This window comes from Aminobacter aganoensis, assembly GCF_014206975.1.
Classification (GTDB): domain Bacteria; phylum Pseudomonadota; class Alphaproteobacteria; order Rhizobiales; family Rhizobiaceae; genus Aminobacter; species Aminobacter aganoensis.
Genome location: NZ_JACHOU010000003.1, coordinates 212,199 through 237,692 on the forward strand (window position 1 = coordinate 212,199; position 25,494 = coordinate 237,692).

The 25,494-nt window shown below is 61.3% G+C and carries 22 protein-coding genes and 3 pseudogenes; 19 read left to right on the plus strand and 6 right to left on the minus strand.

Features of this window, described 5'->3' with window-relative positions; genetic code table 11:
• Nucleotides 1-134 precede the first annotated feature (134 nt).
• Nucleotides 135-815: an ArsR/SmtB family transcription factor gene (locus GGR00_RS08645; RefSeq protein WP_184699213.1), complete on the minus strand. Its 681-nt coding sequence runs from the start codon at nt 813-815 to the stop codon at nt 135-137.
• Nucleotides 816-900: 85 nt separating this feature from the next.
• Between GGR00_RS08645 and GGR00_RS08650 the strand changes: the two genes are divergently transcribed.
• The 3 genes and pseudogenes from GGR00_RS08650 to scpB all read left to right on the plus strand — a co-directional run.
• The gene (locus GGR00_RS08650; RefSeq protein WP_184699215.1) at nt 901-1,104 is read left to right on the plus strand and encodes a DUF1127 domain-containing protein; all 204 of its coding nucleotides are present in this window, start codon (nt 901-903) and stop codon (nt 1,102-1,104) included.
• Between the two features lie 64 nt (nt 1,105-1,168).
• Nucleotides 1,169-1,479 (plus strand): annotated as a pseudogene (locus GGR00_RS08655) (NIPSNAP family protein); the annotation flags it as partial.
• Nucleotides 1,466-1,825, plus strand: a pseudogene (scpB, locus tag GGR00_RS08660) (SMC-Scp complex subunit ScpB); the annotation flags it as partial. The pseudogenes GGR00_RS08655 and scpB, both read left to right, overlap by 14 nt.
• A gap of 83 nt (nt 1,826-1,908) precedes the next feature.
• On the opposite strand, the gene GGR00_RS08665 reads toward scpB, so the two are convergent.
• A complete protein-coding gene (locus tag GGR00_RS08665; RefSeq protein ID WP_210309510.1) occupies nt 1,909-3,024 on the minus strand; it encodes an HPP family protein in 1,116 nt (371 codons plus the stop codon).
• 182 nt (nt 3,025-3,206) lie between these two features.
• On the opposite strand from GGR00_RS08665, the gene GGR00_RS08670 reads away from it, so the two are divergent.
• On the plus strand, nt 3,207-3,527 hold the full coding sequence (locus GGR00_RS08670; protein WP_055981654.1) for a hypothetical protein: 321 nt from the start codon (nt 3,207-3,209) through the stop codon (nt 3,525-3,527).
• A gap of 163 nt (nt 3,528-3,690) precedes the next feature.
• Here the strand turns inward: GGR00_RS08670 and GGR00_RS08675 are convergent, their stop codons facing one another.
• The gene (locus GGR00_RS08675; RefSeq protein ID WP_343065530.1) at nt 3,691-4,317 is read right to left on the minus strand and encodes a MarR family winged helix-turn-helix transcriptional regulator; all 627 of its coding nucleotides are present in this window, start codon (nt 4,315-4,317) and stop codon (nt 3,691-3,693) included.
• Here GGR00_RS08675 and GGR00_RS08680 point away from each other — a divergent pair.
• From GGR00_RS08680 to bhcD, 5 genes are all read left to right on the plus strand, one after another.
• Nucleotides 4,310-6,019 carry a chloride channel protein gene (locus GGR00_RS08680; protein ID WP_377863441.1) on the plus strand — a complete coding sequence of 570 codons (1,710 nt, stop codon included), beginning with the start codon at nt 4,310-4,312 and terminating at the stop codon, nt 6,017-6,019. The genes GGR00_RS08675 and GGR00_RS08680 overlap by 8 nt on opposite strands.
• A gap of 460 nt (nt 6,020-6,479) precedes the next feature.
• Nucleotides 6,480-7,670: an L-aspartate--glyoxylate aminotransferase BhcA gene (bhcA, locus tag GGR00_RS08685; RefSeq protein WP_184699222.1), complete on the plus strand. Its 1,191-nt coding sequence runs from the start codon at nt 6,480-6,482 to the stop codon at nt 7,668-7,670.
• Nucleotides 7,671-7,683: 13 nt separating this feature from the next.
• Complete coding sequence (bhcB, locus tag GGR00_RS08690) at nt 7,684-8,631, plus strand: beta-hydroxyaspartate dehydratase BhcB (RefSeq protein ID WP_184699224.1); 948 nt, start codon at nt 7,684-7,686, stop codon at nt 8,629-8,631.
• Nucleotides 8,632-8,641: 10 nt separating this feature from the next.
• Nucleotides 8,642-9,805, plus strand: coding sequence for a 3-hydroxy-D-aspartate aldolase BhcC (bhcC, locus tag GGR00_RS08695; RefSeq protein ID WP_184699226.1), 1,164 nt, complete (start codon nt 8,642-8,644; stop codon nt 9,803-9,805).
• Between the two features lie 46 nt (nt 9,806-9,851).
• Nucleotides 9,852-10,817, plus strand: a complete 966-nt coding sequence (gene bhcD / locus GGR00_RS08700; RefSeq protein WP_184699228.1) for an iminosuccinate reductase BhcD — start codon at nt 9,852-9,854, stop codon at nt 10,815-10,817.
• A gap of 127 nt (nt 10,818-10,944) precedes the next feature.
• On the opposite strand, the gene GGR00_RS08705 is transcribed toward bhcD, so the two are convergent.
• Nucleotides 10,945-11,832, minus strand: coding sequence for a LysR family transcriptional regulator (locus tag GGR00_RS08705; protein ID WP_055973636.1), 888 nt, complete (start codon nt 11,830-11,832; stop codon nt 10,945-10,947).
• Nucleotides 11,833-11,945: 113 nt separating this feature from the next.
• Here GGR00_RS08705 and GGR00_RS08710 point away from each other — a divergent pair, with 113 nt between their 5' ends.
• From GGR00_RS08710 to GGR00_RS08740, 7 genes and pseudogenes are all read left to right on the plus strand, one after another.
• Nucleotides 11,946-12,890 carry a PDR/VanB family oxidoreductase gene (locus tag GGR00_RS08710; RefSeq protein ID WP_055973640.1) on the plus strand — a complete coding sequence of 315 codons (945 nt, stop codon included), beginning with the start codon at nt 11,946-11,948 and terminating at the stop codon, nt 12,888-12,890.
• A gap of 11 nt (nt 12,891-12,901) precedes the next feature.
• Entirely contained in the window at nt 12,902-13,651 is a 750-nt protein-coding gene (locus tag GGR00_RS08715) for an SDR family NAD(P)-dependent oxidoreductase (RefSeq protein WP_055973643.1), read from the plus strand.
• 9 nt (nt 13,652-13,660) lie between these two features.
• Nucleotides 13,661-14,707: an aromatic ring-hydroxylating dioxygenase subunit alpha gene (locus tag GGR00_RS08720; protein ID WP_055973646.1), complete on the plus strand. Its 1,047-nt coding sequence runs from the start codon at nt 13,661-13,663 to the stop codon at nt 14,705-14,707.
• Nucleotides 14,700-15,515, plus strand: coding sequence for an alpha/beta fold hydrolase (locus GGR00_RS08725; protein WP_055973649.1), 816 nt, complete (start codon nt 14,700-14,702; stop codon nt 15,513-15,515). Before GGR00_RS08720 ends, GGR00_RS08725 begins: the two co-directional genes overlap by 8 nt.
• Nucleotides 15,516-15,583: 68 nt before the next feature.
• On the plus strand, nt 15,584-16,963 hold the full coding sequence (locus tag GGR00_RS08730; RefSeq protein WP_055973652.1) for a nucleobase:cation symporter-2 family protein: 1,380 nt from the start codon (nt 15,584-15,586) through the stop codon (nt 16,961-16,963).
• A gap of 52 nt (nt 16,964-17,015) precedes the next feature.
• Nucleotides 17,016-18,446: an amidohydrolase family protein gene (locus GGR00_RS08735; RefSeq protein ID WP_055973655.1), complete on the plus strand. Its 1,431-nt coding sequence runs from the start codon at nt 17,016-17,018 to the stop codon at nt 18,444-18,446.
• A gap of 196 nt (nt 18,447-18,642) precedes the next feature.
• Nucleotides 18,643-19,384: pseudogene (locus GGR00_RS08740) on the plus strand (IS5 family transposase).
• Between the two features lie 32 nt (nt 19,385-19,416).
• Here GGR00_RS08740 and GGR00_RS08745 read toward each other — a convergent pair.
• Together GGR00_RS08745 and GGR00_RS08750 are read right to left on the minus strand one after the other, a co-directional pair.
• Nucleotides 19,417-20,184, minus strand: coding sequence for a TetR/AcrR family transcriptional regulator (locus GGR00_RS08745; RefSeq protein ID WP_082496494.1), 768 nt, complete (start codon nt 20,182-20,184; stop codon nt 19,417-19,419).
• A 52-nt stretch (nt 20,185-20,236) separates the two neighbouring features.
• On the minus strand, nt 20,237-21,886 hold the full coding sequence (locus tag GGR00_RS08750) for an AMP-binding protein (protein WP_184699443.1): 1,650 nt from the start codon (nt 21,884-21,886) through the stop codon (nt 20,237-20,239).
• 328 nt (nt 21,887-22,214) lie between these two features.
• Here GGR00_RS08750 and GGR00_RS08755 point away from each other — a divergent pair, with 328 nt between their 5' ends.
• The 3 genes from GGR00_RS08755 (at nt 22,215) to GGR00_RS08765 (ending at nt 25,492) form a co-directional block, all read left to right on the plus strand.
• The gene (locus tag GGR00_RS08755; protein ID WP_184699230.1) at nt 22,215-23,369 is read left to right on the plus strand and encodes an ABC transporter substrate-binding protein; all 1,155 of its coding nucleotides are present in this window, start codon (nt 22,215-22,217) and stop codon (nt 23,367-23,369) included.
• 201 nt (nt 23,370-23,570) lie between these two features.
• A complete protein-coding gene (locus tag GGR00_RS08760) occupies nt 23,571-24,443 on the plus strand; it encodes a branched-chain amino acid ABC transporter permease (RefSeq protein ID WP_055973671.1) in 873 nt (290 codons plus the stop codon).
• Nucleotides 24,440-25,492: a branched-chain amino acid ABC transporter permease gene (locus tag GGR00_RS08765; protein ID WP_055973673.1), complete on the plus strand. Its 1,053-nt coding sequence runs from the start codon at nt 24,440-24,442 to the stop codon at nt 25,490-25,492. The genes GGR00_RS08760 and GGR00_RS08765 overlap by 4 nt, the downstream gene beginning before the upstream one ends.
• The last annotated feature ends 2 nt before the right edge of the window (nt 25,493-25,494 follow it).

The following is a 25,494-nucleotide window of genomic DNA, read 5'->3' on the forward strand; positions in this document are numbered from 1 at the left end:
TCGGGCGGCATTGGTTAAGATGTGTCTTTTGCGCCACGGATGTATCCGCAATTTGCCGTGCGGCTATCCACAGGTTTCAGTCCGCAGTTACATCGAAGCACGGTGTTGGGCAGGCCCGGCACTGGATTTCGGCCTCAGGCGAGGAAGGCTTTCTCGAAGGCGCGCTTGCCCGGGGGCGTGAATTCGACCACCCGGCTGCCGGCCGGCCGGCGTGCCCATTTCTCGGCGATGATCTTGTCGAGGATGGCGGTGCCCAGCGATCCCGCCAGATGCGCGCGGCGCACGCTCCAGTCGAGGCAGGCGCGGCACATCGGCCGGCGCGCAGCGCCGAGCCCGGACGTGTCGATGCCTCTGGCGGCAAAGAAGCCCGCGCCCGCCGGGCCGAGCCGAACCGTGTCGTCGTTCTGGACGATGATCTCTTCGGCCACGAAGCGGTCGAACATCGCCACCGCATGGTCGCCGGCAAGGTGGTCGTAGCAGACGCGGGCTTCGCGCATCGACTTGTCGCGCGGGCCCGGCCGGGCCCGCTGGGGGCCGGAGTGGGCGGCCACGCCGCTGATCGCCTCGATCATCGCCGCGACCTCGGTCCCGGCCAGCGCGTAGTAGCGATGCCGGCCCTGGCTCGCCACGGTCAGCAGCCTGCCGTCCATCAGCTTGGCGAGGTGCGAACTTGCCGTGGGCAGGCTGACGCCGGCCTCGAGCGCCAGTTCGCTGGCCGTCAGCGCACCGCCATCCATCAGCGCGGTCAGCATGTTGGCGCGTGCAGGATCGCCGACGAGGCTGGCGATACGGGCGATGTCTGGGCCTTCTTTCATGGCAGGCTACCTCCATGGTTCGATGGTAATCGAAGCGTTCTCGTCAGGCAATGCGTATTCTGCGTCCATGGAAAGGAGCAATGCCATGACGCCGAACACCCGATCCGCCACCGCGCCAGGACGCTTGCCGCTCGCTGCATTCGGCCGGGTGCTGGCCTTCCTTGCCCGCGGTTATGACCGGCACCTGCAACGGCTCGACCTTTCCGAACTGACCGACACCCAGCTCGACGACATCGGTCTCAGCCGCCGCGACGTGACGCGTGAAGTCGCAAGACCCTTCTGGCGCTAGCACGCCGGTTCGGCCGCACGCTTCGATGCCGGTCGAACCATTCCCGCCGCTCATGGAGACGACAATGACCATCACCTGCTTCATCCGCTACCGGATCGACCCCTTCGGCAAGGCGGCATTCGAGCAATATGCCCGCAACTGGGGCCAGGCGATCCCGCGCTGCGGTGCCGACCTGGTCGGCTGTTTCGCGCCGCATGAAGGCTCGGCGACGACCGAATGTGGCGTCTACGACATCGAAAGCCTGGCCGCCTGCGAGGCCTACCGGGCGCGGCTGACGGCAGACCCGCTCGGCCGCGAGAACTGTTCTCGAAGCGGGAACGGCTCATCCTGAAGGAGGACCGCATCTTCCTGAAGCTGGCATCGGGGCCGCATGCTTGTGGCGGTCGCCGGCGGCTGGCAGCACCGGACGAAAAGGGCCTTTGCCGATGCCATTCGCGCGGCATCCGTCGTGGACGGCGATGTCCGCCCGCTGTCGCAATCGGAGGCGCTGACGCTGATGTGCATCGCCTATTTCCAGCCGATCACGCGCAGCGAATTGTCGACTTTTTTCGGCAAGGAGGTGAGCCGCGACCTGATTGCCACCCTGCGTGCCCAGGACTTCATCGCATCGGGTCCGCGCGCGCCGCAGCCCGGAGCGCCCTACACCTATGTGACGACCAAAACCTTCCTGTCGGAGTTCGGCTTCGAGACGCTGCAGGACCTGCCCGACTTCGCGGCACTGGTGGAAATCTGACCGGGGACGCGTGCGGTCGCCCCTGAATACGAAGATACGTTTTGGGAGGCCGGTTGAAGAATCTCTCTACGTCAGATGCCTTGCCCAGCGCCACGCATGATGCCGGGAGTATTGTTGTGAGCAAGGCTCTTTCCAAGCGTAGCGAGAAGGTCGGTCTGCGAAATCACACCAACGACATGGTAGGCCCGGTCGACCACGATCACCGCATGGGCAACGCCATCGGTGAGGCGCGGAAGTAATCCTACGGCCGGCTCGTCGGGGCCTGCCGTAACCGCTTCCGAGATTGGAAGCAGTTCCGACGTCTGCCCGTTTGCCAGTTCGCGCAGACCGACCGTTCCCAGCAGGCGCTTCTCGCTGTCGATGACAGGGAGCGTGCGAATGTCGTGTTCCAACAGGAGTGCTTTCGCCTGCATCGGGCTGGCGTCCTCGGAAACCGACACGACATCGCTGGACATGATGTCGGCGCAGGTCAGTTCTCCGTGCACACGAAGCAAGGCTCGCTGCTCGACGTGCCGCAGAAGGGTGTCTATGTCTGCACGGCTAACATCGAGAGTCTCGTTCAGATCCGAAATGGCTGCCTCGATGTCTGTTTCGTTGAATCCGACACGGATGGCCGCAGGAGGGTCCGATGTCTTGTGAGTATTGACGGTCGCTATGGTCTGTCGATGCGGATATTGGCGACCGGCCAATCGATGAAAGATCGTGCCGAGCACAACCAGGAGCACCGAGTTGATTGCGACCGGCACCAAAGGAAAAAGGAAACCGGCGCGTGAAACGGCCACGCCGCCTATGACAGCGGTCAACGCGGCGGCGCCTCCAGGCGGATGCAGTGAGCGTGTTAGCGACATTGCCAGTATCGCGAGCGATACTGCCAGACCGATTGCGATCATTGGGTCCTTGATGAAGTAGACTACCGTCACCCCGACAAGGGCTGAGATCGTGTTGCCGCCGACAATCGACCAGGGTTGCGCCAGCGGGCTTGCCGGGACCGCAAATAGCAATACCGCTGACGCGCCGACCGGTGCCACGATCAGCGGGAGTTGGGGATGGTCGCCGAAAACCAGGCCGCAGACAAACCCCGTAACGCATATGCCGACCAGCGCACCGATACAGCCGAGAACTCGGTCTTTCAGCGTTGCGCCGGCAAGGATCGGAGAAAATACCTTGAAGGTAAGCTTTTTGCCCAAAAAATCGATCTCTTCGCTGTCGTGGGATCCGGTTCAGTGCCTGGTTTGCAACTCGCGCTTGGCTGCTTGATGCCTTTATGTGTAATATTTTACACCGAGGCAATATTCTTTCATAAGGATAATCGCATCGAGACGGCTTTTCGAGAAGCCCGACTGAGGTTGGTAACGGGATAGGGCTGACTATGGATCGTCTGGTTGAAGTGCTGGCAACCATCACAGCGATCGCCTTCAGCTGGCCCGATTTTACCCGGATGTTGGAAGTCAAGATCGAACAGACTCCTTCGACCCTCATGTCTGTTTGTGTGGCAGCGGCGGTCCATCTTGGAGTTATCGGGTATGCCTTCAAGCATATAGGCGCTGGACTTGGCCTCGCAGCTTGGACCGCAGGCATGGTGACTGCGTTGTCATTCCGCGTACATCGGGTTCCCATCGCCGCAAGGCTTCTTCTGGCTTGCTTGGCCTTTGCAGTGGTTCAAGCCAGTGCTGAAATTCCGCCCATCTAGGAGCCCATTGGCGGTGGAATGGGCAGCGATCTGGTAGGTGAATTGTTGGCACTGAGAGGCCGGAAATCTGGATCTGATTTGCTTCACCTCACTGAAAGCTAGGTAGTTCAGGCAAGCGTTTGGCCGAGAGGCAAAAATATGAGTTTTCGCGCTGGCGCTTTTTTCAACGCGGTTCCCGCCTCGAAGCCAAAGTCGTCAGTATGGTGACCAGATCCGGGGACATGGAACTGATTTCGTCGAGGTGCACCTGGGAAAGAGCACGCAGTCGCAACTCGCTTTCTTCAGTTAGAGTTAGCAGTACACGACGTCCGTCCTCCGGGTCATGATTGCGATGTACCAGTCCCGCATCCTCGAGGCGTTTTGCGAGTTCGGCTGCGCTGTGATGGCGCACCAGCAGGCGTGACGCCAGATCACCGACGGAGAGCCCGTTGTCTTCGCCAAATCCTTTGATCGTTAACAGTGCCTGGTGCTGCTGGGCAGTTAGCCCCGCTTCTGAGGCAGCCGCTTCACTGAACCCTAGAAATTTCCTGATGGCATAACGAAACTCCGCAAGCCGACGATAGTCGACCGGCGAGGCATGTCCTTGAGCGCCTGCTGCACTTTTTTTCACCACGGCCATTTTCAATCCTGCTATTATATCGTAATACGATATAAATTCCTCAAGCTGCCCCGACACCATGCCTATATCGACACAGACCAGTAAGCCAGTCGACGCCATGCTGGGGGGCCGCCATTCATCCCAGCCGCGCGTTGCAGATTTTACTGCTGATGCCCGCGTGCTGATGCTCATGGCAATCGCAGCGTTGGTGGGCGCTGTGGCCGTCGGGGCCGCCTGGGTCCTTCTTCGACTTATCGCGCTCTGCACCAACCTTGCCTATTTTGGGCGGGTTTCCTTCGAAGACGTGGTCATCGCGAATTCACCCTTGGGCTGGTGGATGGTCCCAGTGCCTGTGATCGGCTGTCTCATCATCGGGTTGATGGCACGTTTCGGTTCGGAGAAAATCCGGGGTCACGGCATCCCGGAAGCCATAGAAGCGATCCTCATCGGCAAAAGCCGCATAAGCGCCAAAGTTGCGATCCTGAAGCCTCTGTCCTCAGCGGTCTCGATCGGAACGGGTGGTCCCTTTGGTGCCGAGGGTCCGATTATCATGACCGGGGGTGCCATCGGGTCGCTGATTGCGCAAACAGTCCATCTCAGTTCTGTCGAACGTAAGGCGCTGCTTGTCGCAGGCGCTGCCGCTGGCATGACCGCAATCTTCGGCACCCCATTGGCGGCGGTGCTGCTGGCGGTTGAGCTGCTGCTTTTTGAGTGGAAGCCCCGTAGTTTCCTGCCTGTGGTCATCGCTGTCGCTGTAGCCGCATCGGCTCGCACCTTGTTGCTGGATCCAGCGCCGCTGTTTGCGTATGCCGGACAAATGGGGCCATCGCTCGGCAATTTTTTGTCCTGGGCAGCAGTGGGAGTGATCTCGGGTCTGGCGTCTGGCTTGTTGACTGCGATGGTCTACGGTTCAGAGGATCTGTTTCAGAAGCTGCCGATCCACTGGATGTGGTGGCCCATGATAGGGGGCCTCGTAGTAGGCCTCGGAGGTTTGATGGAGCCAGCGGCTCTTGGCGTTGGTTATGACAACATCCGCCATTTCCTGACGGGCGATCTCAGCTTCAACGCCTCTCTGATGTTGCTTGTGGTCAAGGCTGTCATCTGGGCCGTCGCGCTTGGTTCCGGCACATCCGGCGGCGTACTCGCGCCCCTTTTGATCTTCGGCGGCGCCATTGGCGCCTTGCTCACTCCGGTTTTGCCAAGCGCAGACACTGGCTTCTGGTCGCTTCTGGGCATGGCAGCGATGATGGGCGGAACCATGCGTTCACCGCTGACGGCCACCCTCTTTGCAATTGAACTTACCGGGGACCAGCATGCATTGCTGCCGCTGCTCGTTGCCTGCACGATCGCCTATGCCACGACCGTGCTTCTCCTCAAACGTTCGATACTGACCGAAAAGATCGCCCGCCGCGGCCTCCACATCACCCGCGAGTACCAGGCCGATCCCTTCGAGCAGTCCTGGGTTCGGGACGTAATGGTCAAGGAACCGGATGCCATAGACACGTCGTGGACGATCGGTCGAACCATCGACCATTTCATGAGTTTGGAGCATCGCCATAAGAGCTATCCGGTCGTTGACGCCAGCAAGATTGTGGTTGGCATGGTGTCACGCGGGGACGTGCTCGAGTGGATGAGTGACTCCGATGGCCCAGATCGCGAGAGCACGCTCGCACAGGCTATTGCGCCCGATCTCTTGTTGGGACGGCCGGATGAGCTTGTCAGTCACCTCGCGGATCGGATGACTGCATCTGGAATAGGACGCGTCCCCATTGTTGATGCCGAAGGACGACTGGTCGGGCTTGTAGCCCGCAAGGATCTCCTCTCCGCAAGGGCGAGGCGCACTGCGGAAGAGCGTGACCACGCGAGGCTTCTGGGCCCGAAAGCCCAGCCTTAGCGAAATCTGGGAAGGTGGTCGCCGCACCTACCGGGCTCGATCGTCACCATCGAACTCGCGACCATGCAGGGATTGGCATTCGCGGCGGTTCAAATCCTGGCAATCGTTACCGAGGGTTCGCTTCCGGATTGGCAGCCGGCCTTTCCCGCATGAGATCGCGCGACGTGGATTGCTTCCTGACCACTGTCCGCCGAAGTTACCGTCGAGGCCATGACAGACAACTTCTCATGACGCGAACGATCAAGGTCGCGACGGTTGTGTTGGTTAACAACACAGCTCGCATAGTGTGGGCATTGATGACCGGCGGTGCGCATCACAGGGTTGCCGCACCGATGAAAAATTCTAAGTCATTGTCTTTGTATTGAAAAATGCCAATGAGAAGAGAATAAAAAATATTTTCAAAAAAATTGCATAAAGGGTACAGCTGACGTTAGCCTTAGTCAGCAAGGAGACCTCGCGAATGAGCAGCCAGAACCCGATTTTCATTCCCGGCCCAACAAACATCCCGGATGTGTTGCGCAAGGCCGTGGACATGCCGACCATCGATCACCGCAGCCCGATTTTCGGAAAGATCCTTCATCCTGCTCTGGACGGGGTGAAGAAGGTGCTGAAGACGACGCAGGCAGAGGTTTTCGCATTCCCGTCGACGGGAACGGGCGGCTGGGAAACGGCTATTTCAAATACTCTTTCGGCCGGGGACAAGGTTCTCGCCACGCGCAACGGCATGTTCAGCCATCGCTGGATCGACATGTGCCAGCGTCACGGCCTCGATGTCGCGGTCGTTACCCAGAACTGGGGCGAAGGCATTCCGGCGAACATCTTCGAGGAAATGCTCGTGGCCGACAAGGCGCACGAGATCAAGGCGGTCCTGGCCACGCACAACGAAACGGCCACGGGCGTTCGTTCGGATATCGCTGCAGTTCGCCGTGCCCTTGATGCGGCCGGCCACCCAGCCCTGCTTTTCGTCGACGGCGTCAGCTCGATCGGTTGCATGGATTTCCGGATGGACGAATGGCGGGTAGACGTCGCCGTTGCCGGCAGCCAGAAGGGGTTCATGCTGCCGCCGGGCCTCGCGATCGTTGCCTGTTCGCCGCGCGCACTTGCAGCCGCCGAAACCGCAGGCTTGCACCGGACGTTCTTCGACTTGCGCGACATGGCCAAGGGCTATGCCAACAATGGCTACCCCTACACGCCGCCGGTCGGACTGCTGAACGGACTGAAGCTCTCGACCGAGATGCTCCTGGAAGAGGGAATGGAAAACGTGTTCGCGCGACACCACCGCATCGCGAGTGGCGTGCGGGCGGCCGTGGCGGCCTGGGGACTGCGCCTGTGCGCTGCACGCCCCGAGCTCTACTCCGACACGGTCAGCGCAATTCGTGTCCCGGACGGTTTCGATGCCAACAAGATCGTCTCCCATGCCCTCAACGCATATGGCGTGGCTTTCGGCACGGGTCTTGGCGATGTCGCCGGCAAGGTCTTCCGCATCGGCCACCTCGGCAGCCTGACCGACGTGATGGCCCTTTCCGGAATAGCCACGGCCGAGATGGTCATGGTCGACCTCGGCCTCCCCATCACGCTTGGTTCGGGCGTGGCCGCGGCGCAGCAGTACTATCGCCAAAGCATCGGCTCGCCGCAACAAAAGGCGGCCTGAAGGAGCCTGGAAGATGTACATCCCGACCCTGAATGACATGCTCGCGGCGCGCGAGCGCATCTCTCCATTCGTCCATCGCACGCCGGTGTTGACCTCGCGTATCCTCAACGAGCTTTCCGGCGCCGAGCTCTTTTTCAAATGCGAGAACCTGCAGAAGGCAGGGGCGTTCAAGGCACGAGGTGCTTCCAATGCCGTTTTCGGCCTGTCCGAGGAGCAGGCACGCAGGGGCGTTGCAACCCATTCGAGCGGCAATCACGGAACATGCCTGAGCTACGCGGCAGGTCGGCGAGGTATTCCCTGTACGGTGGTGATGCCACGCACGGCGCCACAAGCGAAGAAGGACGCGGTCAAGGGCTATGGCGGCACGGTCGTCGAGTGCGAACCCTCGACGACGAGCCGTGAAGCCGTGTTTGCCGAAGTGGTTGCCAAGACCGGGGCTGAGTTTGTCCATCCCTACAACGATCACCGCGTCATTGCCGGGCAAGCGACGTGCTCGGCCGAGCTGATCGAGCAGGTTGAAAACCTGGATGCCGTCGTGGCGCCGATCGGTGGGGGCGGGATGGTCTCGGGTACGTGCCTGACCCTCTCCAGCCTTGCGCCGCATCTCAAGATTTATGCCGCGGAGCCGGAACAGGCGGACGACGCCTACAGGAGCTTCAAGGCAGGCCACATCATCTCTGACGATGCGCCCGATACGGTTGCCGACGGACTCAAGGTACCTCTCAAGGACCTCACCTGGCACTTTGTCAGAAACTTCGTCACCGACATCCATACCGCCTCGGAACACGAGATAGTCGATGCGATGAAGCTGATCTGGAAGCGATTGAAGATCGTCATGGAACCGTCGAGCGCCGTTCCATTGGCAACTATTCTGAAGAATCGGGAAATCTTCGCCGGCAAGCGCGTCGGCGTCATCATTACTGGCGGCAATGTCGACGTCGACAAGCTGCCGTGGAACTAAGGAGAAGACGATGAACGCATCTGCAAGCTTTGCCGGTCTCGAGGTCGGTTTCGACGTGCCTGCGCTGCCGGGCATGAATGAAGCGGACATCCAGACGCCTTGCCTGATCCTGGACCTGGACGCGCTCGAGCGGAATATTCGCAAGATGGGCGACTATGCGAAGGCCCACGGCATGCGCCATCGCGCTCACGGCAAGATGCACAAGTCAGTCGACGTGCTCAAGTTGCAGATGGAGATGGGCGGGGCCATCGGAGTCTGCTGCCAGAAGGTATCCGAGGCGGAGGTATTCGCCCGCGCCGGCATCAAGGACATCCTGGTTTCGAACCAGGTCAGGGACGCCGCCAAGATCGACCGCCTTGCCAGGCTGCCGAAGCTGGGAGCCCGCATCATCGTGTGTGTCGACGACCGGGCCAATGTCTCCGATCTTTCCGCTGCTGCGCAAAGGCATGGGACGACGATCGAGTGCTTCGTCGAGATCGATTGCGGTGCCGGCCGCTGCGGCGTGAAAACGACCGAGGAGGTGGTCGACATTGCACAGGCAATCGCCGCCTCGCCAGGATTGTCGTTCGCCGGCCTCCAGGCATATCAGGGCGCGATGCAGCATATGGACAGCTATGAGGCGCGAAAGGCCAAGCTCGACGCTGCAATTGCGCAAGTGGCTGATGCAACAGCGGGCCTCAAAGCTGTCGGCCTCGATCCGGCACTGGTGTCCGGCGGCGGCACCGGCTCCTACTATTTCGAGTCGGGCTCGGGCGTGTACAACGAACTCCAATGCGGCTCGTATGCCTTCATGGACGCGGACTACGGACGTATCCAGGACAAGGACGGCAAGCGCATCGATCAGGGCGAGTGGGAGAACTCGCTGTTCATCCTGACATCCGTGATGAGCCACGCCAAATCCCACCTGGCCGTCGTTGACGCCGGCCTCAAGGCCCAGTCCGTCGATAGCGGACTGCCCTTCGTCTACGGGCGCGACGACGTCAAATACATCAAATGCTCGGACGAGCACGGTGTGGTCGAAGACCCGGACGGCGTGCTCAAGATCAACGAAAAGCTCAAGCTGGTGCCCGGGCACTGCGACCCGACCTGCAACGTGCACGACTGGTACGTCGGCGTGCGCAATGGAAAGGTCGAAACGTTGTGGCCGGTTTCGGCCCGCGGCAAGGCATATTGAGCAATTCCCCGGGGGCTTGGCCCGGTTTTTCTGAGGATGAGATTTGATGATCATCGTACCCGAACGAGAGATCGCCCGGCTTGTTTCGGCCGTTGATTGTTTTGCAGCGGTCGAGAGGGTCTTCGCCTCCATGGCAAAGAAGTCGGCCTCGAACCTCCCGGTCGTTCGCGAAGCGATCGGTCATGTCGATGCCATCTATGGCGTCAAGTCGGGCATCGATCGCGGCGGCCTCGTGCTTGGTTTGAAATCGGGCGGTTTCTGGCCGAACAACGCTTCCAGGGGGCTCACGAACCATCAGTCGACCATCATGCTGTTCAATGCCGATACTGGAGAGTGCCGGGCCGTAGTCGGCGCCAATTTATTGACCGCCTTGAGGACAGCCGCCGCGTCGGCGATCTCCATCAAGTATCTGTCTCGTCCGGACTCCAAGGTCCTGGGGATTGTTGGAGCGGGCCATCAATCGACTTTCCAGCTTAAAGCGGCGTTGCAGCAGCGCGCGTTCGAAAAAGTGGTGGGATGGAACATCGTCCCGCAGGATCTGGTCCGCCTCGAAGCTGTGGCTGCAGAGCACGGCCTGCCATTTGAACGTGTCGATCTCGATACGCTAGGAGCCCAGGCTGACGTCATCATTACGATCACGTCCTCGTTTGATCCGATTCTGCGGGCAGGGCAGGTGCGGCCAGGAACGCATCTGGCGTGCATGGGGACCGACACAAAGGGTAAGCAGGAGGTCGACGCGCGACTGCTGGCCAATGCAACTGTGTTCACGGACGAAATCGCGCAGGCGGTCACGATCGGAGAAACCCAGCACGCCGTTGCCGAGGGGCTCGTGGACGCCAGCGCCATCATCGAGATCGGTGCCGTCATCAACGGGGATCATCCCGGGCGCGTCAGCGCGGAGGAAATTACCCTTTTCGACGGAACCGGCGTTGCGTTGCAGGATCTTGCAGTGGCGTCAGTTGCCGTCGAGCGGGCGGTTGCCACGGGGGTGGCCACCACGGTCGACTTCTAGAGCCGGGACAAGCAACCGATCTTAGCTCAGCTGTCAGCTGCTGGCCGATGTTGGCAGCTGACAGGGGCTGATGGCAGCCTAGCTTCCTTGAACAGACCAAGCCGCGGTTTGTCGATCTGACCAGTCATTAACACAGTTCACGTTGGCAGTAGTCCCAGAACTTCTCCGCCGCTGCGCTCGGTTTCCGGTTTGCCAGCCGCACCAGCATGATGCTCCGGTGCGTCTGGGGCTTGACCATGATCCGGGGGACGCAACGAAAGGACTGTGCGTTCCGCATCGCATTCGCGGGCAGGATGGCGATGGCAAGTCCTTGTTCCGCCAAGGCAAGCGCGGTCGTTCCGAATGTGACTTCATAGCGGGTGTTGAGCGGTATTCCCAGTTGACCCGCCGTCCTGTCGACGATGTGGCGAAGCGGGCTGTTGCGATCCAGCAGCGCCAGCGGCGCGTTTCCCAATTGCCGCCAACTGACGGATTCAGCGGCGGCGAATGGATGATCCGGTGCGACATATGCCGTCATCTGATCGGTTTGAACCATTTCCTGATAGATTCTCGGATCGGCCTCCACCTTCGTCGCAATGGCGAAGTCGACCGCGTCGTTGCGCACCAATTCGACCAGATTCTGCTCCGCCGTATCGCGGATGACGACGCGTATGCCAGGAAAGTCGGCATCGAACTTCCGGATTGCGGTTGGCAGGTGCCCGGAGGCCAGCACCGAGGAACAGGCCACCCGGCATTCGCCGAGTGCCAGGCTCGACAAATCGCCGGAGGTTTCCTCCAAACGCTGGAGATCCGACATGATGCGCTCCGCAATCGGCAACAGTTCCAGCCCGGCCTGCGACAGCCGGACACCTCGCGTATTGCGGTCGAAGAGAGAGACCGACAGCGTTAGTTCGAGGTCGCGGATCAACATGCTGAGCGAGGGTTGCGTCACGCCGAGCACGTTCGCCGCCTGTGAGAAACTCTGCTGCCAGGCGATGGTGACAAAGGCTTGAATCTGTCTGTTCGTGATCTTCATCACCTGCCCTAGCTTATAAAAAAATCTTATTTCTCCATAAGGATTAATCCAATTTAGCTTGCATTCACAACCCTTTCGGCTGGTCCGCAAAGGAAGCTAGGAGAACCCCAGCTATGCAGGCTGTCATCGAGGCCATTCGCCCTGTTGCAACGGGGATCGTGCAGCTCAGCCTGAAGCCTGAGGCGGCCAGCCAGGCGCTCGAGGTCACGCCAGGGGCGCACATCGACCTGCACTTGCCGAACGGTCTTGTCCGACAGTATTCCCTGATCAATCCTGCCGCCGGCGAAACGCTCGATGTTGCGGTTAATCTCGATCCGCATAGCCGCGGCGGCTCGCGTTGCGTTCATCAGGATTTGAAGGCCGGTGACCGCATCGAGATCAGCCCGCCACGCAACAATTTCCCTCTCGACGAATCCGCGCATCAGTCGATCTTCATCGCTGGCGGGATAGGAATTACACCCATCCTTGCGATGGTCCGCCGCTTGAGCGAGCTTGGCCGTGCCTGGACGCTTTATCACTGCGCCCGAACCCCCGAGCGCACGCCCTTCATGGCGGAGTTGCGCATCCTTGCCGCGCGCGTCGGGGCAAGCCTCGTCCACGTCCATGACGGCATGCCGGGTATCGCACCGCTAGACATTGCGGCGGTTGTCGATGCCGCGCAGGACGACGCCCAATTCTATTGCTGCGGACCGAAGCCGCTCATGGCGGCTTTCGAGGCAGCCACCGCGAAATTGCCGCCAGCCCGCGTCCATGTCGAGTATTTCGCCAACGATGCCGTGCGGGCAAAGGGCCACGAGTTCGAACTGGTCTGTGCCCGCTCCGGTATGACGCTCACGATACCGGCAGGATGCTCGGTACTTGAGGCGCTCGAGGCACGGGGCATGGCGCCGCTTTGTTCGTGTCGCGAAGGCGTTTGCGGCACCTGCGAGACCGCCATCCTGGCCGGAGAAGCCGACCATCGCGATCTCGTCCTCAGTCCCGACGAACGTGCCTCGAACGCAACCATGATGATTTGCGTGTCCCGGGCCAAGACCCCCTCGCTCACTCTCGATCTCTAAAGGAAATCAACATGAGCCTCTTGAAGAACAAGACCATCATCGTCACTGGAGCCGGCGGCAACATTGGTCAGGCCTACTGTCGGGGCTTCCTCGCTATGGGAGCAAATGTCGTCGCTGCCGACCTGGTGGATATCAGCCGGGAAGCTGCAGCCTGGGGCTCCGCCGACCGGGTGCTGGTCGTCACGGCTGATGTCGTGAGGCAGCAGGATTGCGACGCTATGGCTGCTGCGGCGGTCTCGAAGTTCGGCCGGATCGACGGGCTGCTCAACAATGCCGGTTTCTTCAAGTCGGCGAGTTTTGGCTCATTCCTCGACATACCCGCTGATGAATGGAACCTCTGCTATGAGGTCAACGTCAAGGGGTCATGGCAATGCATCAAGGCGGTTCACGCCCAGATGAAGCTGCAGGGCCAGGGCAGCATCGTCAACGTCTCGTCGAACACGCCATACAAGGGCGTCCCTAATTTCCTGCACTACGTCTCCTCCAAGGCGGCCATCGTCGGCCTGTCACGTGCGTTGGCGCGCGAGGTCGGGGGCGATGGCATCATCGTCAATACGCTCTGCCCCGACTTGATCCCTGATGACGACATCATCGCGCGGCAGGGCACCATCGCCGACGAACGCATCATCGCCGGGCGCTGCATCAGGCGCACGCAGCTTCCCGAGGACATGGTTGGAGCTGCCGCATTCCTCTTCAGCGATCTCGCTGGTTTCGTCACCGGCCAGAGCCTTCTGGTCAACGGTGGCGCCCACTTCAATTAGGAGACAGCCATGCTCAACAACGAACCCAGGTCGCCCGCACCGCACGAAAACCCCACCTATCGGGCACTCCGCCATTTCTGGCATCCGGTCTGCTATTCGCACGAGATCGTAGACAAGCCGCATGGTGTCCAACTGATGGGCGAGAAGATCGTGGTTGCGCGCCTTGGCTCGGACCTTGTCGCCATGCAGGATCGCTGCCCGCACAAGGGGGCGGCACTGTCATTGGGACAAGTGGTCGATTGCAAGCTGGAATGTCCATATCACGGCTGGCAGTTCGACCAGCAGGGCGACTGCGTGCGCATCCCTGCGCGCGAGGAGATGGCATCGGTGATGAACCGCAAGGTGCGCAAGTACCATGCGACGGAGTCGGCCGGAATGATCTGGGTCTGCCTCGCAGACGAGCCGAAATATGCACCGCCCGAATTCTCGGAACTGGACGATGGCGAATATCGCGTGCTTCGGGGCAATTCCTACGACTGGAGCACCTCGACGCCGCGCCGTCTGGAGAATTTCGTCGATTTCGCGCACTTCGCCTTTGTCCACGACGGCACGATCGGTAGCCGCGAAAATCCGCGCGTCGAGGCTGTGAAGGTTTGGCGCGAGGATAACGTCATGCGCTTCGACCGCAGTGGCGTAAAGGAGCCGGGCGTCGGCAAGAAGAAGGAGCTTCTCGGCCTGACGGACGACTGGATCGAGCCCACCAATGTCTATCACGTCACCATGCCGCATACCGTCCATCTCAAGCGGATATTCCCGAACGGCAAGCGCTATGTCCTGTTCATGGCGGCTTCGCCGGTCGACGCCACAACGACCCGCAGCTTCTGGTGGCAGGCACGCGACTTCGGCACTGAAGCAGAGCACGATGCCTTCTTCATGGATTTCGAAGACGAAGTCCTGGCGGAGGACAAGCCAATCATCGAGTCTCAGACCCCGATCCAGATGGATTTGGCCGGTGAACTGGCGCGGCAGGAAATGCCGGTCCGTCACGCCGACATCGTCAGTGTGGAATACCGCCGTTGGCTGCTGGAACTGACGAACGAGTTGGCCAATGTCTGATGGCGGTCCGACGTCCATTTTTGTCGACGGCGCCGGAGTTCCGCTGCATGTGGCCGACTACGGTGGTTCCGGCCCCGTCATCCTCGCTCTGCACGGCGTCACCGGTGGCGGCTTTCTGTGGTCCGGGGTGGCACGTGAATTGGCGGGTCTGGCACGGATCGTCGCGCCTGATTTTCGCGGTCACGGCCGAAGCGGCTGGTCGGCGGACGGGGCCTATGGAACCGCCGACCATGTTGCAGATGTGCGCAGGATTCTGGATCAGGTCGACCTGGGCCCCGAGCCGCCGGTGATCATGGGATCGTCATGGGGCGCTCTGGTCGCCATCAGGCTTCTGGCCACGAGCCCGGACATTGCGCGCCGGCTGATCATCGTCGACGTCGAACCCTCGTTTGACGCGGCCGAAACCGATGTACTGCCGCGGCCCTACCGTTTCGCCTCCCTGGAGGAGGCCCTTGCCTGGGAGCGGCACCCGAACCGTCACGCATCCGAGACCGATCTGGCCAGCTTTACCCGCGCCTCGCTGGTTGAAAGCCAGGAAGGCCAATGGCTGCGGCGGCATGATCCCTTCTTCCTCACCCGCTGGCCTTTCCGTAACGACAATCTCTGGGAGGAGCTTGGCAGTCTTGGTCAGAAAGTGAGGATCATTCGGGGTTCAGAAAGCTTCGTGCGACGCGAGGTCTGCCTGCGCATGGCCGCCATGGGCAAGGAATGGGATCTGTCGGAGATCGCGGCGAGCGGCCATCTCGTGCCGCTCGATCAACCCCGAGCCCTGGCGAAGGAGGTCGCGCAGTTCATCGGAGGCGCCTGAACAGGCGGCTCCGATGCTTCGGGGAATAAAGACAATCGTATAGCAGCTAGGTCCTAGGGAGGAGCCCCATGCAGAATGCTAGTCAAGAGGCCAACGCCACACAATCGAAAGCCGCGCCGGCAGTTGATCCTGTCGATGAGATGCCTGCCCCGCCGCGGCTCGCCGCGCTTGGCCTTCAGCACGTTCTGGTCATGTATGCAGGGGCCATCACCGTCCCGCTCATCGTCGGCGGCGCGCTTGGCCTGAGCAAGCAGGACATTGCAACGCTGATAAATGCCGATCTTCTGTGTTGCGGCATCATCTCGATCATCCAGTCGCTTGGCATCGGCAATAAGATAGGTATCCGCCTGCCAGTCATGATGGGTGTCTCCTACGCCGGTTTCGCTCCGATGATTGCGATAGGTCTGACCCCTGACGTTGGCATGACAGGGCTCTATGGGGCGATCATCGCGGCAGGGGTGATCTGCTATCTCGCGACGCCGCTGATCGCCCGGGCGCTTGTCCTGTTCCCGCCGGTCGTGACCGGCACCACCTTGGTCAGCTTGGGGGTAGGGCTGCTGGGCGTCGCCACCACATGGATTGGCGGAGGCTTCGGAAGCTCCGAATTCGGGCGGCCGCTCTATCTTCTCATTGGCGCCTTCGTGGTGCTTTCGATCCTGCTGATAGCCCGCTTTGCAAGAGGCTTCCTCGCCAACATATCGGTGCTGGTCGGAATTGTGCTGGGTTATGCCGTCGCCTATCTCTTGGGGCTGGTGGACTTCTCGGGCGTGAGCGAGGCGCCGCTGATCGGCTTTGTCCAGCCGTTCCATTTCGGCCTGCCGACCTTCCATGTCATTCCGATCCTCACCATGACGCTGGTCGTCCTGATCGCGATGGTCGAATCGATCGGTCTCTTCTTCTCGCTGGGTGAGATCCTCGAGCGCGACCTGACCCGGGACCAGTTCCGTCGCGGTCTTCGTGCCGACGCGCTGGGGGCGGTGATCGGCGGCATCTTCAATGCCTTTCCCTATACCTCCTATGCTCAGAATATCGGTCTTGTCGGCATCACCGGTGCGCGCAGCCGCTTCATTTGTGTCGCTGGCGGCGTGATCCTGATCGTCCTGGGCTTCTTTCCCAAGGTTGCCAGCGTCGTCGCTTCGGTTCCGAGCTTCGTCCTTGGAGGTGCGGCACTGGTGATGTTCGGTCTGGTTGCCTGTTCTGGCATCCGCATCCTTTCGCGCGTCGATTGGCAGGGGAACCGCTACAACGCGTTCATCGTGGCCATCAGCATGGGCCTCGGCATGATGCCCAACATGTCGGCCAAAATATTCCACCAGCTCCCGTCTTCGCTCGAGCCTCTGCTTGGCAGCGGAGTGATCCTGACCGCAGTGTCGGCGGTTGTCCTCAACATCGTGTTTAACGGCACCCGGCCCGCCGCCAGCCGAGCGCCGGCTGTGCATTCAATCTGACATCCTCCTCCTGCGCCCGGTCGGGCGCAGGATCGAACCTCGAAGGCTTGCCATGACCGACGCTGTATCCAGCACGAACGACGACATCTCCCTCTACGAAGGGGCCGACTTGCTGACCCTTGATCCTGCTCAACCCCTGATCCGCAATGGCGCGATTGCCGTATTCGCCGACAGGATCCTGGAGGTCGGCCCCGCGGGAGACATGGCAAAAATTTACGGTGCCAAGGCGCGGCGGATCGACTGGTCGGGGCGCGTCGCCATGCCAGGCCTGGTCGACGGCCACACGCATCTGTTCCAGAGTCTCGGGCGGACGCTTGGGGACGGACTCTCGCTGCTGCCCTGGCTCGAGAAATTCATGCTGCCGCTTGCCGCGAACGTACAGCCCCAGGATGCGCTGGCCATCGTCCGGCTGGCGGCACTGAATTCCCTGCTCAACGGCACCACCTCGATCGTCGACAATCACTACGCCCCAGTCGATGCCGAAACGGTGGTGACCCTTGCCCGGGAGATGACCGCGATCGGCGTCCGCGGCGTTGTCGCGCGCGGCATCTTTGGGCCGATGGTCGAAGGCGGGCGGCGCATGAACTGTGATCCACGTCTCTTTCGCCACTCCTCGAAAGAGGAGATCGCCATCATGCGCGAATGCCTGGCCACGCATCCGGCAGGTGGGTTGGTGGAGATCTGGCCAATGCCGGAAAACATCGTCTATCTCGACCCGGACCTGATCGTCGCCTGTTCCGAATTTGCCCGGGATCACGGCATCGGCTGGCAGGCCCATTGCAGCGAGTCGAAATTCGAAGTCGAGATATTCGAGGCGATTCACGGCATGCGACCGGCAATCTGGATGGCGCGCGAAGGCGTGCTGTCGGAGCGGGCTTCCTTCGCGCATGGCATCTGGTACGACGATGCCGAAGTCGAGATCCTGGGTGAGGCACGCGCGAACGTCGTCCACAATCCGGTCTGCAACCAGTATCTTGCCTCCGGCATCATCCGGCTCGAGCCCTTGCTCAAGGCCGGTGTCAATGTCGCGCTTGGGAGCGATGGTGTGGCCGTGGGTGGCCTGAGCATCTTCGAGGCCATGAAGGCCGGCCTGTTGCTCCAGAGAATCCGCGAGTTCGATCCGCTTGCGACCACTGCCGAGCTGATGCTGGAACTCGCGACCCGTCGCGGTGGTCGCCTCTTGCGCCGCAACGTCGGGCAATTGCGCACAGGTTGCCTGGCCGACATCGTCGCGCTGGATATGGGAGGCCTCGCGCATCAGCCCGTCACGCGTCTCGCGAGCTCGGTGGTGATGGCCGGATTGCCGCCTGTTCGTGATGTTGTGGTAAATGGCGACATGGTCGTCAAGGACGGGAAGTCCACCCGGATCGATCAGGAGCAAGTTGTCGCAGATGCGCTGCAGGCAACGGCCGGCCTTATCGATCGGGCTGCGCTGCGACCGCTGGTCAAGGACTGGGTCGCGCCCCGCTTCAGCCTTGGCTGAAGGGGAATAGAATCGGCAACAGCAGGCAAGCGCGATGAGAATTGATGACGCTCAGGTTCCAGGGCGCCGAAATACCTCAGAGCGAAGGTGTGGTTGAAGGGAGGGTCCAATCCGAGCTTGCTTCCTGCATTTGCCGAAATGTGATTTCAAGCCTTGGAGATGGAGGCCTTGATGAAGCAGCGGCAATTGACCTGGTTTGAGCGATGCGGAATGGGCTCGGATCGAGCCGTTGCTGCCGCAAGGACGCACGGGCGCGCACCGGGTTGATGACCGCCGGGTGATCTCCGGCATCGTGCACATGCTCAGGAGCGGTGCCTGCTGGCGCGACTGTCCTCCGGAGTATGGGCCCTACACGACCATCTACAATCGCTTCAACCGCTGGAGCCGACAGGGTATCTGGCTGGGCATGTTCGAGGCGCTGACCGGTAACAACGGCATCTGGGGAACGGTGGCGATGGATGCCACCCATATCAAGGCGCACCGCTCTGCTGGCGGCGCAAAAGGGGGGCCTTCGCGCAGGCCATAGGTGTTTCGCGTGGCGGCCGCACCAGCAAGCTGCACGGACTGAACGACGCCCAGGGTCGGCCAAGGCTGCTCATGCTGTCGGCAACATCAACGACATGAGCATGGCAGGCGCACTGATCGAGCAGGATGCAGGCCGCTTCGATCGACTCATCGCCGACCGCGGCTACGACACCAACGCCATCCGGGCCGCCATTGCAGCCAACGGCGCCACCGTGGTCATTCCCTCAACCATGAGCCGACGAACACCGATCCCCTACGTTCGCGATGCATACAAGGCCCGAAACCTCGTCGAGCGCCTCCGGTGCAGGCTCAAGGACTGGCGGCGCATCGCCACGCGATACGACAAGCTGGCAAGGAACTTCCTCGCATCGCTGCAACACTCACTTACTGGTGCAATTGAGTCCGGATCCTAGCGCGTCAGCTTACCATGACCGAGCAAGGTCGCTCATACGATCTCGGCCGCGGCCGAAGCACCCGGCCGGGGGCCACAGAGATAGCTCAGCACGACGTCGACGACATGCTGCCGCCGTGCTTCCAGCCAGTCGGCGTCGGTCAGGTCGACCTGCAAAGTCCATGACATTGTGTGTTTGTTGGCCAGGTGCACCCAGCACAGGGCGAAGATCGTCAACCAGAGTTGCGTTGGGTCGGGATTGCGGATGAATACGCCGGATTCCACGCCCTTCTTTAGCATGGTGCTCACCGAACTCGACAATCGCGAAGTCATCGTCGGCACCAGTTCCGACTGTTTCAGGAACTGCGCGCGCAGGATGTTCTCATTCATGACGATGCTGATCAGGTCGGGATTGTCGGCGAAATGCTTGAAGGTGAAGTCGACTAGCCGTTCGAGGCCAAGACGGGGGTCCTCTTCGTCGAAATGCAGGTCCTGCTCGGCAGCGCGGACGGCGCGGTACACCTCCTCAATGGTGGCGATGTAGAGCTGCTCCTTGTCGGTAAAATAGTGGTAGAGCATGCGCATGTTTGCGTTCGCGGTCTTGGCGATGTTTTCGACGCGCGCGCCGCTGAATCCCTTGTCGGCGAATTCGTTCACCGCCGCGTCGAGGATACGGCGGCGCGTGGCCGCTGGGTCGCGCGGGACATAGGTGTGCTTTCGCCCAGCGGCGGCGCGCTTGCGGGGCGTCTTTTTATTCTCCGCCCCGTTCGCCTCACCGTCTTGCTCGGTGGCAGCAGGTGTAGATGGATTGCGTTTATCCATTTCGATGCCCCTTGCGGCCTTTTGTTATTGAAATCGCCGTGTTCGATCGGCCTTAGGATAATTCATCGGCGCCGTTCAGACCGCGCGCCCGGGCGCGCAGCAGATGTTTCTGCACCTTGCCGGTGGATGTCTTGGGAAGCGGGCCAAACACAAAGGTTTTAGGGATTTTGAAGCGCGCCAGATTGTTGCCGCAATATTCGGTGAGTTCGGCGGCGCCGATAGCAATCTCGCGGTCTTTGAGGTCGATGAAGGCGCAGGGGTGTTCGCCCCACTTCTCGTCCGGCCTGGCAACGACGGCCGCTTCGTGGATTGCCGGATGGCGGTACAGGATTTCCTCGATCTCCACCGAGGAAATGTTTTCGCCACCGGAGATGATGATGTCCTTGGCGCGGTCCCTGATCTCGATGTAGCCGTCTGGGTGGCGCACGGCGAGGTCGCCTGTGTGGAGGCGGCCGCCGGCCAGCGCCGCCGCCGTCGCGTTGGGGTTCTTCAGATAGCCCATCATCACGGTGTTGCCGCGCAACTGGATCTCGCCCATCTCGCGGCCGTCCCAGGCGACTTCGCGGCCGGTTGTCGGGTCGGCTACCACCGCCTCCTGCATGGTCACGAGGTTGACGCCTTGGCGCGTCTTCAGCGCTACCCGCTCTTCTTGCGGCAACGCGTCCCAGTCTTCGTGCCATTCGCAGATCAGGCTCGGCCCCGTCGTCTCGGTGAGGCCGTAGATGTGCATGACAACGAAGCCAATGCGTTCCATCGACGATATTACCGGCGTCGGCGGCACCGAGCCGCCGGTGAGTATGCGCACCGGCCGGCCGAAACCGCCCTCGATTTTTTCGGCCGCGCTTGCGATCATGTTGAGCACCACCGGCGCGGCGCTGAGATGCGTCACCTTTTCGCGCTCGATCAGCCTGTAGATCGCTACCGGGTCGATCTTGCGCAGGCAAACATGGGTGCCGCCGGCGGCCGTGACCGCCCAAGTGTGGCTCCAGCCGTTGCAATGGAACATCGGCAGCGTCCACAGATAGACCGAGCGGTCGTCGAGATGGGCGGCAAGTGCGTTGCCGAGCGCGTTGAGATAAGCGCCCCGGTGGTGACAAACGACGCCTTTCGGATCGCCGGTTGTACCGGAGGTGTAGCCGAGGCTGATCGGCGCCCATTCGTCGCTTATGCCTGCGGGCGCCATAGACGGCTCGCCAGAGTTCAGGAAATCCTCGTAGTCCTCTTCGCCGGCGGAGGGGGCGCCATCCGTGCTATGCTCGTTGGCAATGATCACCAGTGGCACGCCGATGCCGGCGCTCGCCATCGCGGCCTTCATCAACGGCAGGTATTCGGCGTCGACCAGCACAAGTTTCGCCTCGCCATGGCTGAGGCAGAAGCCGAGTGCCGCTGCATCGAGCCGCGTATTGAGAGCGTTGAGCACTGCACCAGCCATAGGCACGCCGTAGTGCGCCTCCAGCATGGCGGCGACATTGGGCGCCAGCACGGCGACCGTGTCGCCGTCGCCGACACCACGCGCGGCGAGCGCAGCCGCGAAGCGACGGCAGCGCTCGTGCATTTGCCGATAGGTGAAGCGACGGTCGCCGTCCACCACCGCCACTTTGTCGGGATAGGCGACCGCCGAACGGGCCAGAAAGGCGACGGGCGTCAGCGGCAGGTAATTGGCCGCGCAGCGCTGCAAGTAACTGTAGCTGTGACCTCCCACGCGGTTCTCCCTTCTCGACCGGTTCGGCAGCAGGATATCAGAGCCGATCACGAATAAGTAAGAAATTTTTTCAATCGGTGGAGTGGCATCCTCGGTGCCATACCTCGAGCTGTGTGGGTCCTGTTCGCACGTTTCCGTCAAATTGATGAGAAAATTCAAACGCGCAGCGCCTTCAGGCGCAATTCCGTAGGGGTTGTCGGAGGTGTTTTCGCGACCTTCCAGAGGGCCATTCGCTGCACCGGAAATCCCGCCTCCACACGCAGCAGGCGATTGACACAATTTTTTGTAAGTGTTTTATTACTTAGCGAATGCAGGGAGGAGAAACCGCATGGCTACACTGAAAAGATTGGCGCTTGCCGCCTCTATGTTGGCGTTGTCGGGCATGGGTGCGTTTGCCGACACGATCAAGATCGGCATCAACCAGCCGCTCACCGGCTCGGTTGCTGCGTCCGGTACATTCATTACCGATGGCGCGAAGCTCGCCGCTCAGGCGGTCAACGAAAAGGGCGGCGTACTCGGTGGCAAGCAGATCGAGTTGGTCATCGAGGACAACAAGAGCAATCCGAGCGAAGCCGCCGCCGCCGCCGAGAAGCTGATCTCGCGCGACGAGGTGGTGGCGATGATGGGGGCCTGGGGCTCGACCTTCACGCTCGCCGTCATGCCCAAGCTTGAGGAATACGGCGTGCCCATGGTGGTCGAGACTGCGTCCTCGTCCAAGGTCACGTCAGCCGGAAACCCATGGGTGTTCCGCATCGCGCCGACCTCCGAAATGGAAGCCAAAGCGTTCGGGCGGCTGGTGCCGAAGTTTGAGGTCAAGAAGGCCGATTTCCTCGTCGTCAACAACGACTGGGGTCGCGGCGCCGCCGATGAGTTCGGCAAGATGCTGAAGGCCCAGGGCGTCTCTGTCGGCCTGGTCGAGACCATGGACCCGGCGGCGCAGGACGTCTCGGCGCAGCTCGCCAAGATCAAGGCCTCCGATGCCGACACACTGTTCGTCACCACTGGCTTCGAACAGCTTAGCCTCGTGTTCAAGCAGGCAAAGGCGCTAGGCATCGATCGCCGCACCATCACCACCGGCGGTTCGCAGTTTCCAGACCGGCTTGCCGAGCAACTGGGCGGTGCGGCCGACAACAGCTACCACATTCTGTTCTTCGCGCCGTGGTTCCCGGAGGCCGCCGCCAACCCTGACGTCGCTGGCCAGTACATCGACATGTGGAACAAGAGTGGCTTCGACAAGTCCGGCCTCTCCGACGGTTTCCGCGGCTTCGATGCCGTGACGACTATCGCCGCGGCCATCGACAAGGCCGGCAGCGCCGACCCGAAGGCCATCCGCGATGCGCTGTGGGCGGTGGACGTGAAGGGTGTGAACGGCAACATCAAGTTCGATAAGGTGGGGGTCGAGGGTAGCGAAAGCGGCCAGAGCTCGCCCAACGTCTATGTCATCGAGATCAAGGACGGCAAGCTGGCGCTGCCGCAGATCTGACGCCCTGCCTCGAACCGGGTTGATGCGCCGTCTCCGCGTTGCTTGTGCGACGAGGCGGCGCTCATCCTCCCACGAGCATGATTCCAGAAGGCGCTGCCTTCGGAGAGGGATCATGCGCAACCAGAACAGAGCGGAATGATCGGATCGATCCGTTCCTGATCGAACTCCCGCTCCAGACTTTCACCAGAGGAAGCAGGCAGCTTGGACCAGTTGTTGCAGCATCTGTTGAACGCGTTGATCCTGGGCTCAACCTATGCCCTGCTCGGTATCGGCCTGACGTTCATCTTCGGCATCATGCGCGTCGTGAATTTCGCGCATGGCGAACTCTACACCTTCGGCGCCTACATGGTTTACCTGTTCTCGGTACTGCTCGGCGTCAATTTCCTGCTCTCCATCGTCATTGCCATCGTGCTTGGCATAATGCTCGGCGCCCTGCTTGAATGGGTGCTGCTAAGCCGGCTGCGCGGTGCCGACATCGACACCACCATGCTGGTGATGATCGGAGCCTGGATCATCATGCAGAATGCCGAGCAGCTGATCTGGTCGGGCGTTGCCAAATCGATCCCGATGCCGTTCCCCGAGGAGCCGCTGTCGGTCGGTGGCGTGTCGGTGGCGTGGTCACGCGTGTTCGTCTTCGCCGTCGCCATCCTGCTGATCGTCGGCTCGCAGACGCTGATCCAGCGCACCCGCCTCGGCAAGGCGATGCGCGCCACGTTCCAGGATCGCGACACAGCCTCGCTGATGGGCATCAACATCAACATGATCTACCTCGCCACCTTCGCGCTCGGCTCAGGCCTTGCCGCGGCGGCCGGCGCGCTGCTCGGCCCGATCTTCATCGTCATGCCGACCATGGGCAATCTTGCCGTGGTCAAGGCGTTCGCCATCGTCATCCTGGGCGGGCTGGGCAACATGAAGGGTGCCGCACTTGGCGGCTTCGTGCTGGCGCTGGTCGAGGAGTTAGGCGCTGGCTACATCTCGTCCGGCTACCGCGACGCGATGGGCTTCCTGCTCATCATCCTCGTACTCATGGTCAAGCCGACAGGTCTCTTTGCCAGGACGGAGCGCATCGGATGAACACCTTGGCGAAATGGCTCATCGTGGCCTTCCTGGTGACTGTGCCGCTGTGGCTCGGCAACCAGTACCAATATCACGTGCTCATCATGATGGGCATCTTCACCATCGGGGCGATGAGCCTCAACCTGCTGCTCGGCTACACCGGCCAGCTCAGCCTCGGCCATGTCGCCTTCTTCGGCATCGGCGCCTACACCAGCTCGCTGGTCTCCCTGGGCTTCGACCTGCAGCTGACGGACAGCTACACCTTCGTGGTCGAGCCGAAGCCTGTGTGGTTTGCCTTCTTCTGCGCACTGATCGTTTCTGGGCTCTGTGGCTGGTTCGTCGGCAAGCTGTCGTTCCGGGTGCGCGGTGCCTATTTCGTCATCGTCACCATCAGTTTCGCCGAGGTTGTGCGGTTGGTGGCGCTGAATTGGGTCGACCTCACCGAAGGCCCGATGGCGCTCAACAACATTCCGCCGCTCGCCTCCGGCGTGCCGTGGATGGAAGCCGGTGCGCTTTCTCGCCGGGTCGCCAACTACTACATGGTGCTGGCCGTAGGCCTCGTAGCCTTCCTCATCATCCAGCGGTTGGTGCAGTCGAGGGTCGGCCGCGCCATGATTGCGCTGCGTGAGAATGAGTCGCTGGCGAAGTCGGTCGGCGTCGACGTCACCCGCTACCTCGTTCTGGCGGCCATCACCTCGGCGGCGATCGCCGGGGCGGCTGGCGCGCTTTACGCACACTATGTCCGTATCGTCGATCCGGACGTGTTCTTGTTTATTTACACGGTGACGATGGTGATCATGGTGATTTCCGGCGGCAAGGGCACGCTTGCAGGGCCGCTGGTCGGCGGTCTCATCTTTGGCATCCTGCCGGAGTTGACGCGCGGTCACATGCTGCCGGAGGTGCAGTGGATTGTCTACGGTGCACTGATGATCCTGATCGTGTTCTTCCTGCCGCAAGGCATCGTTCCGGCGGTGCAGCGCGGATGGGCAACTTGGCAGAAGCGGCGCGACCAATCTGCAAGGGACACGTCGGCCAGCAACGGACGGCGGCAGGAGGTGGCGCGATGACC